Source organism: Nostoc sp. (assembly GCF_036916575.1).
Lineage (GTDB): Bacteria > Cyanobacteriota > Cyanobacteriia > Cyanobacteriales > Nostocaceae > Nostoc.
Window position 1 is genome coordinate 62,567 of record NZ_JBALGC010000106.1, and the last position, 16,245, is coordinate 78,811.

The 16,245-nt window shown below is 39.9% G+C and carries 16 protein-coding genes and 4 pseudogenes; 9 read left to right on the forward strand and 11 right to left on the reverse strand.

Features of this window, described 5'->3' with window-relative positions; all coding sequences use genetic code 11:
* Positions 1 to 23: 23 nt before the first annotated feature.
* Positions 24 to 521 (reverse strand): hypothetical protein, encoded by a 498-nt coding sequence (locus tag V7L29_RS23085; protein WP_334691141.1) that lies wholly within the window; start codon positions 519 to 521, stop codon positions 24 to 26.
* 338 nt (positions 522 to 859) lie between these two features.
* Here V7L29_RS23085 and V7L29_RS23090 point away from each other — a divergent pair.
* The 3 genes and pseudogenes from V7L29_RS23090 to V7L29_RS23100 form a co-directional block, all read left to right on the forward strand.
* Positions 860 to 1,164, forward strand: a pseudogene (locus V7L29_RS23090) (hypothetical protein); the annotation flags it as partial.
* Between the two features lie 84 nt (positions 1,165 to 1,248).
* Positions 1,249 to 2,316: an RNA-binding domain-containing protein gene (locus V7L29_RS23095; protein WP_334736929.1), complete on the forward strand. Its 1,068-nt coding sequence runs from the start codon at positions 1,249 to 1,251 to the stop codon at positions 2,314 to 2,316.
* Between the two features lie 600 nt (positions 2,317 to 2,916).
* The gene (locus V7L29_RS23100) at positions 2,917 to 3,762 is read left to right on the forward strand and encodes a reverse transcriptase domain-containing protein (RefSeq protein WP_334736930.1); all 846 of its coding nucleotides are present in this window, start codon (positions 2,917 to 2,919) and stop codon (positions 3,760 to 3,762) included.
* Positions 3,763 to 3,895: 133 nt separating this feature from the next.
* Here V7L29_RS23100 and V7L29_RS23105 read toward each other — a convergent pair whose 3' ends face one another.
* The 5 genes and pseudogenes from V7L29_RS23105 to V7L29_RS23125 form a co-directional block, all read right to left on the reverse strand.
* The gene (locus V7L29_RS23105; RefSeq protein WP_334691144.1) at positions 3,896 to 4,231 is read right to left on the reverse strand and encodes an aspartyl protease; all 336 of its coding nucleotides are present in this window, start codon (positions 4,229 to 4,231) and stop codon (positions 3,896 to 3,898) included.
* 23 nt (positions 4,232 to 4,254) lie between these two features.
* A pseudogene (locus V7L29_RS23110) lies at positions 4,255 to 4,571 on the reverse strand (hypothetical protein).
* 391 nt (positions 4,572 to 4,962) lie between these two features.
* The gene (locus V7L29_RS23115; protein WP_334736931.1) at positions 4,963 to 6,549 is read right to left on the reverse strand and encodes a glucose-6-phosphate isomerase; all 1,587 of its coding nucleotides are present in this window, start codon (positions 6,547 to 6,549) and stop codon (positions 4,963 to 4,965) included.
* Positions 6,550 to 6,660: 111 nt separating this feature from the next.
* A complete protein-coding gene (locus tag V7L29_RS23120) occupies positions 6,661 to 6,918 on the reverse strand; it encodes a cytotoxic translational repressor of toxin-antitoxin stability system (RefSeq protein WP_334691146.1) in 258 nt (85 codons plus the stop codon).
* A gap of 61 nt (positions 6,919 to 6,979) precedes the next feature.
* Positions 6,980 to 7,177, reverse strand: coding sequence for a hypothetical protein (locus V7L29_RS23125; RefSeq protein ID WP_334691147.1), 198 nt, complete (start codon positions 7,175 to 7,177; stop codon positions 6,980 to 6,982).
* Between the two features lie 235 nt (positions 7,178 to 7,412).
* On the opposite strand from V7L29_RS23125, the gene V7L29_RS23130 reads away from it, so the two are divergent.
* The 5 genes and pseudogenes from V7L29_RS23130 to V7L29_RS23150 all read left to right on the forward strand — a co-directional run.
* Positions 7,413 to 8,546, forward strand: a complete 1,134-nt coding sequence (locus V7L29_RS23130; RefSeq protein ID WP_334691148.1) for a branched-chain amino acid ABC transporter permease — start codon at positions 7,413 to 7,415, stop codon at positions 8,544 to 8,546.
* The gene (locus tag V7L29_RS23135) at positions 8,536 to 9,318 is read left to right on the forward strand and encodes an ABC transporter ATP-binding protein (protein WP_334691149.1); all 783 of its coding nucleotides are present in this window, start codon (positions 8,536 to 8,538) and stop codon (positions 9,316 to 9,318) included. Before V7L29_RS23130 ends, V7L29_RS23135 begins: the two co-directional genes overlap by 11 nt.
* 132 nt (positions 9,319 to 9,450) lie before the next feature.
* A complete protein-coding gene (locus V7L29_RS23140) occupies positions 9,451 to 10,014 on the forward strand; it encodes a YfbM family protein (protein ID WP_334691150.1) in 564 nt (187 codons plus the stop codon).
* A 61-nt stretch (positions 10,015 to 10,075) separates the two neighbouring features.
* Positions 10,076 to 10,651: a Uma2 family endonuclease gene (locus V7L29_RS23145; protein WP_334691151.1), complete on the forward strand. Its 576-nt coding sequence runs from the start codon at positions 10,076 to 10,078 to the stop codon at positions 10,649 to 10,651.
* A gap of 29 nt (positions 10,652 to 10,680) precedes the next feature.
* Positions 10,681 to 10,935: pseudogene (locus V7L29_RS23150) on the forward strand (ABC transporter ATP-binding protein); the annotation flags it as partial.
* 140 nt (positions 10,936 to 11,075) lie between these two features.
* On the opposite strand, the gene V7L29_RS23155 reads toward V7L29_RS23150, so the two are convergent.
* A complete protein-coding gene (locus V7L29_RS23155; RefSeq protein WP_334691152.1) occupies positions 11,076 to 11,666 on the reverse strand; it encodes a Uma2 family endonuclease in 591 nt (196 codons plus the stop codon).
* Positions 11,667 to 11,991: 325 nt separating this feature from the next.
* On the opposite strand from V7L29_RS23155, the pseudogene V7L29_RS23160 reads away from it, so the two are divergent.
* Positions 11,992 to 12,231, forward strand: a pseudogene (locus V7L29_RS23160) (hypothetical protein); the annotation flags it as partial.
* On the opposite strand, the gene V7L29_RS23165 reads toward V7L29_RS23160, so the two are convergent.
* The 4 genes from V7L29_RS23165 to glpX form a co-directional block, all read right to left on the reverse strand.
* The gene (locus tag V7L29_RS23165; RefSeq protein WP_334691153.1) at positions 12,200 to 12,763 is read right to left on the reverse strand and encodes a DUF3455 domain-containing protein; all 564 of its coding nucleotides are present in this window, start codon (positions 12,761 to 12,763) and stop codon (positions 12,200 to 12,202) included. The pseudogene V7L29_RS23160 and the gene V7L29_RS23165 overlap by 32 nt on opposite strands.
* 220 nt (positions 12,764 to 12,983) lie before the next feature.
* Positions 12,984 to 13,544: a DUF2087 domain-containing protein gene (locus tag V7L29_RS23170; protein ID WP_334691154.1), complete on the reverse strand. Its 561-nt coding sequence runs from the start codon at positions 13,542 to 13,544 to the stop codon at positions 12,984 to 12,986.
* 101 nt (positions 13,545 to 13,645) lie between these two features.
* The gene (locus tag V7L29_RS23175; protein ID WP_334691155.1) at positions 13,646 to 14,932 is read right to left on the reverse strand and encodes a glutamyl-tRNA reductase; all 1,287 of its coding nucleotides are present in this window, start codon (positions 14,930 to 14,932) and stop codon (positions 13,646 to 13,648) included.
* Between the two features lie 240 nt (positions 14,933 to 15,172).
* A complete protein-coding gene (glpX, locus tag V7L29_RS23180; RefSeq protein ID WP_334691156.1) occupies positions 15,173 to 16,210 on the reverse strand; it encodes a class II fructose-bisphosphatase in 1,038 nt (345 codons plus the stop codon).
* Positions 16,211 to 16,245 lie beyond the last annotated feature (35 nt).

Genomic DNA, 16,245 nt, shown 5'->3' on the forward strand with positions numbered 1-16,245 from the left:
AGATTTACACACGCTTCGCTGATCTAAAGTGCCGGAGCTGCGGATGAAGTTATGCCACTTAGATCACGACCTGAAGAACTATTATTATAGCCTTGGAATTGCCGATACTGTTGCGCCTGAGATTCCGGCACTCGAATTCCTTCTGATGGTGGAGTTACCCAATGAGCGCGATGTTCAGCATCGCGGTAGTATACACGCCCATTCTTGGAAAGATAGTACTTACCCTGCGCTCCTTCCTGTGAAGCATTTTTATGCTGGTTGTAGAGATAGTAAAGTGCTGCTGCTCCTGCCAAAATTGCCACTTTTTGCCCCGTACCCAATCCCTTCTTAGCTTCAGGTTGGTTTTTTATGTTGCGATCGCTCACTGTTCTACCAACACTATCATCAACAGGTGGTGGCACAGAAGCAGTTCGGGAACCGCCTCCGCAGCTACTCAGCAACGGTACTGTTAGCAATGCCGAAAGCAGCACCGCAAGTAGACGAGAAACTACTATTTTACGTTCTTTAAATATTGTGATCATCGTATTTCACCATCACCTGTATTTGCTAAAAGCCTTGCTGTTGCAAAAACAAAGTTGGAATTCCTGTTATTTCGTCTGGAATTGAAAAAACATATACCACTCAATTTACAAATGCACAGCTACAGCGTTTCATTGTCATGGTCAGCGATTTTCTGAAGTATTTCATCCTGCCTTTGAGAGAAACTGCATTCATCCTAAGGAAATATCTTGTTGATTTTTGATTAATCAATTTAGCTAAAACGCCGAAATATTCAGCAATTTCTCGGTTATTTTTTATGCGTACATAAATTAAAAAGATACAGCAACTACGATAAGTATTGTCAACAAATATACTCAATATGACATCCAAAAATACAGCCCAAACTAGAACTCGTCTCTTTTTGGCTTTGTGGGATTTGGGAGGAATCCAGCAAGAAGTTAAGAAAGGTCAACTCAATAAGCGAATTGTATCCAAAAGCCATAACGTAGCAGATTATAATGATATATCCGAGGAATTACAGAAGCAAGGTACGATCGCAATCTCCAAAAAGGGATATTCTCTGACATCTGGCAAGGGTTTAGAGGTATTGGGTGAGGGTTTGAGAAGTTTTGATTTTAAGTTTGAGGGACGATTGTCGGAACTTGGGCGGCGAATGCTTTGGTGAATATGTCAAAATACTGACTGAGTACAGTAAATTTTAGTCAGACAGATATTAATTTAAGCCTAACTCTACATTTATTATTGAATATGACACAGCAGATTAAATTCATACAAGAAGAAATTTTCCACAGAGAAGAGGGAAAGTATGTTGAATTTAAGAGTGTAGAGTCTCAAAAGCCTGTTAATAAAATTGTAGATCATGCAGAGGAATACATAATAGGCTTTCTCAATGCTTCGGTAGAAGGAGATATTTATTTAGGTATAAATGATTCTGGTAACATAAAAGGGATTACTCTTAATCGAAGTCAAAGAGATGAAATTCAAAAAAAAATAACTGATAAACTAATGACTATAGATCCAGTTATTCCCCCATCTTTTTATGGTGTTAATATTTATTTTGTTCATGACTCAGAATACAAGCAAATTGAAGATTTATGCATTGTGCAAATAAAAGTTTCACAAGTAGAAGAAGATTATCTTTACAAAACATCAGGAGGAATACATTGGCTGTATGAAACAAACGGTGGAAGTAATTATTTTAAAAATGCATCAAGTTGTATAAAACTAAATAATCAGCAAATTGAAAAAGAGATTAAATATCGCCACCAAAAGCATTTAAGAAAAGAATTAAAAACTATTAATAATCAACTTTTAAAGTATCCAAACAATATTCAATTATTAATAAAAAAAGTTGAAATAGCTAAATTTATGAATGACATAGAGCTAATCGACGAAACATATAAGCAGCTAATTCTTCTAAAACCTGATAGTTCCAAAACACGAGTTGCTTATGCATCTGCACGTAAAAGTATTGGTGATTTTGAAGGTGCATTGTTAGTTCTTAATGATGCTTTACAAGTTAATAAACCTAATTCTGATATTTTAAAAGCACGGGGAGAAATACTTTTAATTTCAAAAAGAACTGATGAAGCGCTTAAATGTTATCAAGACGCGCTAAAGTTTAATCCAGATGATTACACTATTATGACTCAGATTGGTATTGCATTTCGGGAGTTAGGTAAATACAAAGAATCTATTATTTTTTTTAATTACGCTCTTTTAAAATCTCCAAGTTATAGAGCTGCAAAATATGAAAAGAAAAAGACATATTCCAAGATGTTTCAAGGAGGTATAGGAATTAATACAATTTCTTAAAAAAAATAAAAATTTCAATCGTTTTGTTTTACTGTTCTTTAGAGCCAACTTAAGGCTATTGCTTATTAGCCTTGTCATACTGTGTACTATGTTTAGGATTGGCTACTATCTGATTACCTGATTCAACAACAGATAAACCACATTGTTTTTATGACATTGTAGAAATTATATATATATTATGTTATAACTATCACATTACCTGCTTATGGGCATTTATTTCCGTTGACGATACTGCAACGGTGTATTCTTATGTTAGCCTTACGCTGTGTGACGGTTTATTATGTGTTACACAATGCATTAAGCGTGAATGTCCATAGTAGGTATTTTTTTAAGCTAGTAATATAACCAATTGTGAGCAAAGATATTTCCCATTCTTTACTACTATATGATAGTTGTGAAGAACTATTAGAAAAGTTTAAAAAATTAGAATCTCCACAAGATGTTGCACAACTTCTACAAGTACCGTACAACAACTTAATTTATTACATTTATAGAAAGTCTGAAGAGTCACGATATCAAACTTATATAGTACCTAAAAAATCTGGTGGTTCTAGAACTATTCATTCTCCCAATAAATCATTAGCAATCATTTAGAGGAAATTGAGCCAAGTTTTATATACTATTTATCGTCCTAGAGCATCTGTTCATGGGTTTGCTGCTAAACGAAGTATAGTTACTAATGCTAAGTCCCATATTAAAAAGAAATTTATTCTAAATGTCGACCTCAAAGATTTTTTTGATTCAATTAATTTTGGTCGAGTTAGAGGTGTTTTTATTGCAAAGCCCTACGAAGTAAATGAAAAAGTTGCCACTATCTTGGCTCAAATTTGCTGTTTTAATAATAAGCTGCCTCAAGGAGCGCCAAGCTCACCAATTATTTCAAATCTTATTTGTGCAAAAATGGATAGCGAATTGCAGAGATTCGCTGAAGAACATGGTTTATTTTACACTCGATATGCTGATGATATAACATTTTCTATCAACCGAGATGAGTTGCCATCTGCATTAGTTGATAGTTATAAGAAAGGATTACCTGATGTGGTTTTAGGAAAAGAGTTGAAGTCAATTATAGAGAAAAACGGATTTAAGATAAATGATGCAAAAGTAAGATTAGCTTATAAAACACAGAGACAGGCGGTTACTGGTTTAATTGTTAATAAATCTGTTAATGTTAATCGCAAATATATACGTAATATTTATGGTGCTCTTCATGCTTGGGAAAAATATGGTTTGGAAGAAACAGTGGAGACTTACATATTTAAATACGCAAAAAAACCAGTTTTGCCAGAAAAGGATATACCAGCTTTTCTTGATTCTTTGCGGGGAAAAATCGAATTTATAGGAAGTGTAAGAGGTAAAAATGATATTTTATATGAGAAATTACTCAGTATTTTTAATTATCTAAGAAGCAAAGAAGCTGATAAAGAAAGTATTGCCGTTGAATAGCGATCACTTTATCACTTTTACTTTATCCGCGATTTACCCATTAACTAAAGATAGTACAATATATCTCTTTTCTTCCCTCTGCGTTCTCTGCGCCTTGGCGGTTCCTTTCAAAATAACTGAAGTGCGAACGCAGTTATCCCAAAGTTAATATCCCAGCCTGATAATTAACTAGCAACGGTAGAATTTTTAGCCACTCTGAACCTAACAAAACTTCTGTAATTTCATCCCCTGCATAAACAGGAATCTCATATTCCCGTCGATCCAACAGCACCTTACCCAAATAGATATAAAATCTTGCTTCTCTTTGTGCAGTTCGCAATTCTTCCTGACGTATAAAAGACCAATCAAGACTGTCTAAATCTTGTTTACTAATTGCCATAAAGCCTGTAAAACCAGTATCTAACATGGCATTCACAGACAGATTTAATCCATCAGCAGTAATCAATTCAATTTCAAAAAATAGCTGCACCTCATTACCAAACGTACCCTAAATCATATTCTGCCTGTGGCTCCAGTCTCATTCAAACAAAACATACAATGTACAGCATTTGGATGCTTAGTGCGTGCCTTATGGCTAGCTATTTCTATATCTTCATCAATGAAATAATCTCCACTATCTGGCTCTACTGCAATATACCAGCCATAGTTTTTTTCGATATATTCTGGACGTACACGCTCAAAAATTGTCCGACAGCGCCGATAAAATACTTCATCTTCAGCTTTGCGTCTAGCAAGTTCTTCTGGTGATAAAGTGCGTTCTGGAAAATTCTACCCCGACGTGCAGGTTGTTTTGCAGTTGATTCAGTCATAGCATTAATCATACTTATTGCTGCTGCCTTAATTTTATTTTATGAGAAGCAATTACAAGCGATCGCACAGCCCGCCCCAATCGCTAGCATTCCCATGCGGAGCATAGGAATTCGTAATTAAGAGGATGTTTTAAAAGTCCTCCTAATTACGAATTACAAATTATACAGTGAAGCATCCTAGACGGAAGATACAGCAGATTGCAACTTCTCTACCTTGGGCTACGCCAAGGTGAGGTACAGATAATCGTAGGGGCACAACATGTTGTGCCCCTACCCGTGTACTTCATTTACCTGAAATACGCTGTATATCTTCTATCTAGGATGCTCCACAATAAAAAATTGTTGCTGATACAACAACTTTCGACAAAATGTGATATTCAGACTAGAGCTATCAGCTAGCAGAAACGGTTAAACTGCCGGGTTTGTGAAGATCACCTTGCAAAACTACACCTCGCTGATTGGCATAGAGATGACGCAAAATCTTGTAAATTGCCTCAACTTGCTCTGATGCGCCTGCCTTAGAAGCGAGTTCGTCAAGAGAAAGGGGAGTTTTTTCTTTTTGTAGCACTGCTACCACTCGTGTTTGTAAATCAAGAATGGTGGCGGCAGCTTTTTTGCCAGCTTCTACGCCTGGTTGATGGTAGGCGTTGACGTTGACCAAACTACCATATAAACCAACAGCACGCTCATACAAGGCAATTAATGCCCCAACAGTTCGGGGGTTAACTTGGGGAATGGTAACTGTAATCGAATCGCGGTGATTTTCATAAAGCGCTTGTCTGGTTCCTTGGAGAAAACCGGAAAGATAATCGCCTGTTGTAACTCCCGGATCTATTTCAGTGGATGGGCCCTGACGATCTTCCAACACTTCGATGAAGGTAGCAAAGAAATTCGCTACACCCTCACGCAACTGCTGGACATAAGCGTGTTGATCGGTTGAGCCTTTGTTGCCATAAACGGCGATGCCTTGATGGACAATGTTGCCGTCTAAGTCTTTTTCCTTGCCCAAGGATTCCATCACCAGCTGTTGCAAATAACGACTGAATAAAAATAAGCTGTCCTTGTAAGGTAGGACAACCATATCTTTTTCGCCCTTTCCATTGCCCGTAAAGTACCAAGACAAAGCAAGTAAGGCTGCTGGATTATTTTTCACATCTGGGACGCGGGTAGCGTCATCCATTTCTTTTGCGCCCTCTAGCATGGCACGAACATCAATCCCCTGTAATGCGGCTGGTACTAGCCCTACAGCAGACATTTCTGAGGTGCGTCCTCCTACCCAGTCATACATGGGAAATCTGGCCAGCCAACCTTCGTCTTTGGCCAGTTTATCGAGGTTGCTATCAACGCTGGTAATAGCTACCGCATACTGGGCAAATTCCAAATTGTGTCCGGCGTAGGCTTTTTTAACTTCAATCATGCCGTTGCGAGGTTCCGGTGTTCCCCCAGATTTGGAAATCACCAATACCAAAGTGCTGGCGAGGCTATTTCGTAGATAATTGATAACGCGATCAATACCTGCCGGATCGTTGTTATCGATAAAGTGAAGTTTCAGGGGCGGGAAATCAGGAGCAAGGGCTTCACCTACGAATTGGGGACCGAGGGCGGAACCACCAATTCCAATGGAGATAATATCCGTGAAGCGGTTTGCTCTAGGAGGATGAATAGCACCTGTTTGGACTTTTTCCGCAAAGGCTTCGATTTGTTCTAGGGTTTGGACAATTTCTTGTGTAAGTTCTGGAGTTGGCGCTAAATCAGGATTTCGCAGCCAGTAGTGTCCAACCATGCGGTTCTCGTCGGGATTTGCGATCGCACCCTTCTCCAGTTGAGCCATATCCGCAAACGCCTTGTCAAACTTCGGACGCAGTGAATCCACGAAGGCATCATCGAACCGGATTCGACTCACGTCTAAGTACAGTCCCAATCCCTCGTGGAAATATAACCAGTTTTGGTATCGTTGCCAAAGTGCCCTAGCATCCATAGGGAAATCTCAAATAAAGTGTTTTTCAAAACCAGTTTAATGTAAGGTTATAGCGATCCCTGCCTAGCCTTATACAGTTTACAGTTTTAAGTGTTCGCTTAACTCCTCTTTTTAAACATCTGGCATAGGGATGACACGCAGAAATTTCACAATTTCACCCCTGATTTCTATACCAATAAGATAATTATCGAGGGTGAAGCGGTGAAAAATGCCTTCACTATCAACCTGTCGTAGTTCTTTTAAATCACTCAGTTGCCACTTTTGGGCTAACTCAATAAAGACAAAATCGTGTACCCGTTCGTAGGCAGCAGGTTCTAAATTCTTCAGGTCTAGCAAAAAAGACCTTGCATAGCGCATTTCCAGACTCACTAGGCGTTACCTTAACCAAAACTTGAGGGCCACTGGCACTAGAAAAGAAAGCGCTGCTGAATCAGAAAAACATCAACAGTCTTACCGCTTCTTCATGGGTTAAGATATCCCACGGTTGCTGCGATCGCTTGACTTGTTGTATAGCTTTCAACATATAAAAGTCACAATGTAAAGCTTCGAGAACGTTCCAAATGTCTTGTAAATCGTCATCGGCTAACTGCTCGATTAAGTGATGCATTCTAAGTCGCAACAAATTCATACGTTAATTATTCCCTACTGGAAACACCAACAATAAATAGTATTCCCACAAAATTAGCTATGCTCAAGCTACGCTAAAATTTATTGCCTAGAGCATCGATTCACTAGTGAAAAAGCAGGGGGCAGGGGGAGATGAGGGAGACAAGGGAAACAAGCGGGAATTATTGAATAAGTCTCTCCCTTGTCTTCCCTCTCTTGTCTCTTCCCTATGCCCAATGCCCAAATAACTACTTAACATGGTTGACTATCTAATTTTCTTAGCAATTTCTACAGCACTTTTCGCTCTATTCGCTCTGGGACTCAACTTGCAGTGGGGCTTTACGGGGTTAATTAACTTTGGTCATATTGCTTTCATGACTCTGGGAGCATATACAACGGTATTGTTAAGCTTAAAGGGCGTCCCCTTACTAATATCGGCAGTAGCTGGGGCAATTGTCGCTGCCTTGTTGGGTTTGATAATTGGTTTTGCGACTCTGCGCTTGCGGGAAGATTACCTGGCAATTGTTACCATCGGTACGGGGGAACTAATTCGTCTAGTGGTAAATAATCAGGAATTACCTGTGGGTGACACCTGGATTTCTGGGGCATTTGGCGTCCAAAGTTATCGTATACCCTTATCCACAGAGCCGAATTTGTTTGTCAGATTTGTGATGATTGGGTTGTTAACGCTGCTGGCTGCTGTAACTTTTTTGACGTTGTGGCGGTGGATTCGGATCACCCAGATGTCTCGGACTACTGATTTAGGCCAAAGGAAGACTAGTAAGCAAGAATTTGCGTCGCGCTTGGGTGTGGGAATTGTGTTAGCAGTTTTGGCAGCAGCAATTTATATTTCTGGGGTAATTGGACTGTATAATTACAACCCAAAAGCAGGTTTAATGCTAGTGTTGCTGCTGGTTTTAGCATTTGTATACTGGCGCTTAGAAATTTTGGTGCGATCGCCTTGGGGTAGAATTCTCAAAGCCATCCGCGAAGATGAAGAAATTCCCAAGGCGTTGGGAAAAAATGTCTTTTGGTATAAATTACAATCTCTCATGCTTGGAGGTGCGATCGCAGGTATCGCTGGTGGTTTTTTCGCTTGGCAACTCAGCGCCATTTACCCTGATAATTTCCAACCCCAGATCACCTTTGACACTTGGATCATGGTGATTTTAGGTGGTTCTGGGAATAATGTTGGCACAATCTTAGGTGCGGTAATTTTCTTTGCTTATGATGCGCTAACGCGAGAAGTCTTACCCAGAATAGTCTCCCTTGATGAAGCACGTTTGGGTGCATTTCGGATCATGGTAATCGGACTAATTTTGATGATACTGATGATTTGGCGACCTCAAGGTATTTTAGGGAAAAAGGAGGAACTCACCCTTGGTAAATAACCAGTCATCGCCACTTCCTCTTTTGGTAGCCACTGGACTTTCTAAAAGCTTTGGTGGTGTCAAAGCAGTTAATGAGGCGAAAATCGAAGTTGCTAAAGGCAGCATTACGGGCTTGATTGGCCCCAATGGTGCTGGTAAAACTACTTTATTTAACTTACTCTCAAACTTCATTCGCCCAGATAAGGGACGAGTGATTTTTGACGGCGAACCTATTCACAATTTGCAACCATATCAAATCGCCCAGCAGGGAGTAATCCGTACTTTTCAGGTTGCACGAACTCTCTCGCGGTTGTCGGTATTAGAAAATATGCTGCTGGCGGCGCAAAAACAAACGGGTGAAAATTTTTGGCAAGTACAGTTGCAACCGCACGTTGTCGCTAAGGAAGAAAAGGAACTCCAAGAGCGGGCAATGTTTTTATTAGAATCAGTGGGTTTGGCAAAAAAAGCACACGATTACGCTGGTGGCTTGTCTGGTGGACAACGTAAGCTGTTGGAAATGGGGCGGGCGCTGATGACTAATCCCAAGTTAATTTTGTTGGATGAACCAGCGGCTGGGGTGAATCCGAAACTGATTGATGATATTTGCGATCGCATTATCACTTGGAACCGTCAAGATGGCATGACCTTTCTGATTATCGAACACAATATGGATGTGGTTATGTCATTGTGCGATCGTGTTTGGGTACTTGCCGAAGGGCAGAATTTGGCTGACGGTACACCCGCAGAAATTCAAACCAATCCCAAAGTTCTAGAGGCTTATTTGGGAAAATAAAGTGCTATAAACTTTCTGTTTATGCAATGTATTTAGTGATTTGACTTTGGACAAATAAAAGTAGATGAATACCGTTCCTTGTCCAAAGTCAAAGGGAATACTATTAATAGCATTTAGGTTCAACTAAATATTATGGGTATTACAGCTAGCTATAAACGCATTACGCCACAAAAGTTCGCAGAAATTCGGAATGATACTAAAGCAGCAGCATCTTTCTTTAAGCTTAATTTAGATGATTTAGTTTTTAATTTTAGTAATCCACAGGCAATGATTGCCCAACTACAAAAGCAACGAAGCGATGAACGTTACATTAGTCTTGAAAAAGATTGGCACGCACTACATTTTCTTCTCACTGGAGAGTCAAATTTAGGCGATACTCAAGCATCACTACCTCTTTGTAATGTAGTAATGGGAGGTACACCGACACAGTTTGAAGCAGGTTACGGATTTGTACGCTATCTCACACTTGAAGAGGTTCGAGATGTTGCCGATGCTTTAAGTCAAATCTCTGTTGAAGAATTGAAGAGTCGATTTAATTCTACTGTATTTAATGCAGCAGAAATTTACCCAAATCCTAGCCCTGGAGGATGGGACGAAGAGGAGATAGAGTCTTTGTTTGAACTATATCCGAAATTGGTAGAGTTTTTTCAGAATGCTGCAAAAGAAGGTGATATTGTTTTGCTGTCATCTGATTAATTTTTTTTAAATTTGGCTCTTGTTAAAATCGAGTTGTATATCTCAGTGGAAAAAGCTTTTTATGTCAATGATGACAGTCAGAGATTTAGAGCAAGTTCAAACTGCTTTTACCGAAGCAGGTTTAGATTACCAGCTGGAACTCGAAAATGGGAAAATTTCAATAATGGGCCCGTCAGATATTGTATCCAGCGAAATCAGTAGTCGTCTCATCGCTTTTCTCTTTGCTTGGGTAAGTCCTCGTCGCTGGGGAAGAGTGTTTGACTCCGCAGGCGGTTTCATCATGCCAGATACAAACCTCAAAGCACCCGATGTTTCCTTTGTTCGCGCTTCCCGACTTCTCCAAAGTCCTCGTTACTTTGGAGAACTTGTCCCTGACTTGGTGGTAGAAATTAAATCTCAGAGCGATAAAATTAAACTTATAGTAACTAAAATTCTGAAATTTATAGAACTAGGAGCGGTCGTCGGCATTCTGATTGACCCTGATGAAGAGACAGTTACAATTTATCGCTCTATAGGAGAACCGACAGTTTTAGAAAATGGTGGGATTTTAACTATACCAGAACTTTTTCCCGGTTGGGAATTGCCCGTTACTGAATTGTGGCCTCCTATCTTCACCGAGGAAGAAACACAAATTTAGTGAAGAACTTTGGTAGCTACTCGCTAAACAATTCCAAGCTAATTTTGTTGGATAAATCAGCCGCTGGGGTGAATCCGAGACTAATTGATGATATTTGCGATCGCATTATCACTTGGAACCGTCAAGATGGCATGACCTTTTTGATTATTGAACATAATATGGATGTGATTATGTCATTGTGCGATCGTGTTTGGGTGCTTGCCGAAGGGCAAAATTTGGCTGACGGTACGCCAGCGGAGATTCAAACTAATCCCAAAGTTCTAGAAGCTTATTTAGGCAAATAACAATCTCAAAAAAAGTTAACCACAATAGATACACACTTGCTTGTTCAAGTAAACAACAGCAGACACTATAACGTTAAATTGCTTAATACGTGCTAATAAAAGGGCACGACATCTACAATCTTTCGGTGCAGAAAATAATTTTATTCTTCGTTATTTTCTGCAAAATTGACTTGCTCGTAAAGGTCAGGCAATTCAATTTGAAAATCAACTGTTTGCAGTGATAAAGTTGCAAATTCATGTTCAAGTTCAGTAAATGACCATTGACTTTCCGCAGTTTTTACATACTGCATCACATGATACTGATATTGGTCAATTAAAATATATTCCTTGAATTCTGGAATAGAGCGATAATAAAGAAATTTATCGCCTTGGTCATAATTTTTAGTCGATTTAGATAAAACTTCAGCAATTAACATCGGGTTCATAACCGTTGTTGTGCTGGTTCCTGTATAAATAGGTTGTCCCTCAATCACCATCACATCAGGATACGTATGCTGCCGATAACGGGGTATCCACAAACGCACATCACCAATATAAATATCATAATTTTTACGCCTTAAAGCAATTTTTAAGGATGCAGCTAAATTCAAAGCAATTTTATTATGATTTGTAGTGCCACCCGTCATCTGTACAATTTCTCCATTCCGGTATTCACTTTTATATTCCGCTTTTTCTTCAATTTCTAAATACTCTTCAGGTGTGTAATAGAATTTTTGTGTTTCTAACTGCATAAAAATACAACCTATGATTGTGTGGTTATTGTGCGGCTAAAATTTTCGATGATATTACCATTTTAAAGTGCTGTCTGAAGTTAGTCGGCTACAAGTTTTATGTTTGGTGGGGAACGGCTTGGGGCTTAGGTCTAAGAGAAAGTCGCACACAGCGTCAAATCTTCGGAAATTTGGCTGGTGTCAAAATCGAATTTAATATTGTAGTTGATTGATGATATTTGCGATTGGATTATAGCGCTTCTCATTTGGATGCAAGGCTTTGAATCTTACTCCCCTTATCTTGTAGCGAAGGGGCTGTTCTTGTTAGGTCTATATTCCATGCAATTGCGATCGCATTATCGCTTGGAACCGTCAAGATGGCATGACCTTTTTGATTATTGAACATAATATGGATGTGATTATGTCATTGTGCGATCGCGTTTGGGTACTTGCCGAAGGACAGAATTTGGCTAACGGTACCTCAGCAGAAATTCAAACTAATCCAAAAGTTCTGGAAGCTTATTTAGGCTACTCAAAGACATATAAATATTCAGTTAAGGTGCCGTTTCATAAAAGTAGTAGTTAGAGCTATAGCTAACTGATAATTGAGAATTTCTATGAATTATGTCACATCCTGTAGTAGGCGCTTTACCTCCTACAGTATTTACCCGTTGGATGTATTTCACTTTGCTGAATATACCATTACCCTCATTTGATTTTGCTTCAAGGAGCAACCAAGGAATGGCACTCTGATTTGGTGAGTTGGCACGCGATTTCACTTGACCAACAACCTTGCTGCCATCATTTGCTTCCCAAGTAGGGCCAGCATAGTGCTTGCCGATTTTCTGCCCTTTGTTGTCGAATAGATCAGCCTGTGGTGCCTTGAAAGTCCACTCGAACTCGTAGAGATTGTCAGCCTTAGCCTGACACTGATAAATTTGCGTCCCTTTAGCACTTACCTTTTGCACAAGTGTCTGTCCTGTTGGTACTTTCAAGTTCTCAGGAACCTTTAGCTGCGATATCAGTTCTTTTTGTTGGTTTTGAGCAAATCTAGCCTGTGCCACCAATAACGGAAGTAGGACAAAATATCTATATCTAAACTTGTTGTTTATTTTCATACTTTAATATCCTTAGAGTAATCCACAAAAAAATTGATTTGATAGCTAAACTGACTTATCAAATATTTTAACAAACTACCTTTTAAAATTTTGAAAACGCTTTGGGCTATTTTTCAAAGAGTAACTAAATAAACTGTTTAGATAGCTACTCCTAATTCAGAGGTCATAATTACGAATTTGTAATTATGAATATTTTAGAAATCAAATATGAGTCTTATATCTATGTTGTCCGCCAATAAACCCCATTCTCTCGCTGCATTAACTGGGAAGCAATCAACTCCCGTCGCAGGGTGGCGCAATCAGGATGGTAGCGTTTGAGAATGTCATTTACCAGGCGCTCAGGGTAGTTGACTCCTACCTCAAACTGGTTTGCTAACCACTTGAGAATTACTAAACGCTTTTTGCGACTAGCAGGAATTTCTTTGAGAGATTCGCCCTCAAAATAATTTTTTAATACTTTGCTTTCCCAAGCTTCAGTATCTACATCCTCAATCAAAGATGCTATTTTCTCAGGCGTGAAAATTTCCTTACTGATGCTTTGCAAAGCCTCGCTATCCAATTGATACAGACGGCTATTACCATCAGGGCGCATTGTCACCAAATTTAGCTCCTTAAGTTTCGCTAAATGATGGGATACCGTCGGTTCCTTGAGTTGCAGTAGCACCGCCAATTCTTCAACGCTGCACTCTTGATTCGCCAAAATACCTACAATCTTCAATCGGCTATCATCCGCTAATGCCTTGAAAAAGCGCAGTAAGATGTTAAATTGTTCTGGTTGCATAACTAACTTTTAATTAGACATCTATCTAATTAGAAGTATATCTAATTAAAAAGCTCAGATCCCCAACTTTTGGTGAGAAGTAGGGGATCTTGTTGTTCAGTTTAACTAAACTGCTCCCCTGCATCCAGGTTAAACAGCATTTGCAGAGTTTGCATACAGTGCCGTCTAGCTTCAACATCTTGCTGTGATCGCAACTGCACCATCGGGTCATGTAAAATTTTATTAACAATTCCTCGTGTTAAAGCTTCAATCACCTCTTGATGTTTTTCAGCAAATTCTGAACCTAATCTCGATAAAGCTTTTTCTAGTTCTTGTTCGCGGATAGTTTCGACTTTATTTCGCAGACAGCTAATAGTGGTAACAGTTTCAAGAGAGCGCCACCAAACATCAAAAGCTTCCACTTCTTCCTCTAAAAGTCGCTCGGCTTCCTGTGCAATCTTTCGACGGCTTTCATAGTTTTGCGCTACTACTGCTTTCAAATCATCCACATTAAACGCCTGCACATTTGCCAGTTCATTCACATCTGCATGAATATTACGCGGCACAGAAATATCAAATAACATTAGAGAGCGCTGAACTTCTAAAACCATTTCCAACTTGGCACGGTCAAGTATCGGCTCTGTTGCCGAAGTACTTGTAAACACTAAATCACTATCGGCAATTACTGCCATCATTTCTGATAGTGGATGAATTTGAATAAGTTGTTGAGGGAACTGCTTTGCTAATTCTTGGGCACGTTCGCGAGAGCGATTTAGAATACTAATTTGTACAGCACCCTTAGAAAGTAGGTGTTGTACCAGCAACCGCGACATTTTACCAGCACCCAGAATTACGACTCGGCAAGCAGCTAAATTTGCTACTTTTATCTGCGCTAACTCTACAGCTGCCGAACTGATAGAGACAGCGCCAGTACCAATACTAGTTTCAGTGCGAACCCGCTTACCAGCTGTCAGCGCTTGTTTAAATAATCGATTCAAAATGGTTTTTATACCGTTATATTGCTGCCCCAGTTTGTGAGTAGTCTTCACCTGAGCCAGAATTTGACCTTCTCCAAGTACCAGACTATCTAAACCACCTGCTACCCGCATGATATGCATCACTGCATCATCATGTAACAGCATAAATAAGTGTTGTCGCAGAGAAAGCACGGGCAATTTGCTGTGTTCTGCAAGAAACTGAGTTACTTCTCGGATACCTTGGTCTGTTTCACTGGTAACAATGTAGATTTCCAGGCGGTTACAAGTGCTAAGAATTGCAACTTCTTCAATATGAGGATAGCTGGTTAGATGAGCGATCGCACTTTCGAGTTGTGGTTCTGGAATGCTCAGTTTTTCCCGGACTTCTACTGGGGCTGTTTTATGGCTTAACCCCACCACTGCTATATTCATTTGCTAAATCGTAGTTACTAGTTGGTAGTTAGAAATAGAGTATTGAGTGAGAATCGGGAATGGGGAATTTTTGTTTATTGGTTGGTAGTTTTTCCCAGCAACAAACAACAAATAATCACTTAACTACTAACTACTAACTACTGTAAGGGTAAAGCATTTTGGTGACTATTTTTCCGTTTTATCGAAAGATTTTTTTCCAAATGCTTTACCCTACTTTTACCATTCCCCATTCCCTAAAAATTAGTTCAGTTGGAGAGTCTTGGGTTCACCAAACATGTGAATTGTATCAACAAATCGAGCTGTTTTCGACTGGTTGGAAATTACCAAGCTTTGAGTTCTGGCTCCGCCCTTAAAGAAACGCACACCTTCCATCAGATTACCACTGGTAATGCCGCTAGCAGCGAACAGAACAGTTTGACCAGATGCCAGTTCATGAGCATCATAGACCTTATCGGGGTCATTGATATTCATAGACTTTAAACGATCAAGGTTAGCTTCTTTGCTTTCTCCAATCAGACCTGTTTTAACTATTGCAGGATCATAGATCAGTTGACCTTGGAAGTGTCCACCCATAGCACGCATTGCTGCTGCCGAGATTACACCTTCAGGAGCCGCACCGATACCCATCAGCGCGTGGATATTAGTTCCAGCAAAACCACAGCTTATGGCTGCACCCACATCACCATCTGAAATTAGTTGTACTCTAGCTCCAGCCTCACGGATTTCTTTAATTAAATCGTTGTGGCGTTCGCGCTTCATGACCACGATCACAAGCTCTTCAATAGAGCGCTCTAGACACTCAGCGAGAATCTTCAGGTTTTCCGTTGCTGACTTGTTGATGTCTACCTTGCCTTTAGCCGCGGGAGGTGCTGCTAACTTCTTCATGTAAAAGTCAGGAGCAGCAAATAATCCCCCCTTCTCAGAAATTGCCAAGACAGCCATCGAACCAGGTTGTCCATATGCTACCAAGTTCGTACCTTCACAAGGGTCAACGGCGATGTCAATTTCGATTAATTCGTCAGGGTTACAGAAATTTTTGGCATCTGGTTGGGTACAAATACCAACTTCTTCCCCGATGTATAGCATCGGCGCGTCGTCGCGTTCGCCTTCCCCAATCACAATGCGACCCCGCATATAGATTTTATTCATCCGCTCCCGCATAGCTTCCACTGCTACCTGGTCAGCAGTGTTTTTCTCGCCTTTACCCATCCACTTTGCGGATGCGATCGCCGCTTGCTCTACTACTTCAATAATCTCTAACCCAAGTGTATTTTCCACAGAGTCTGCCCTCTCAGCTGCTTGAATTTGCGTCG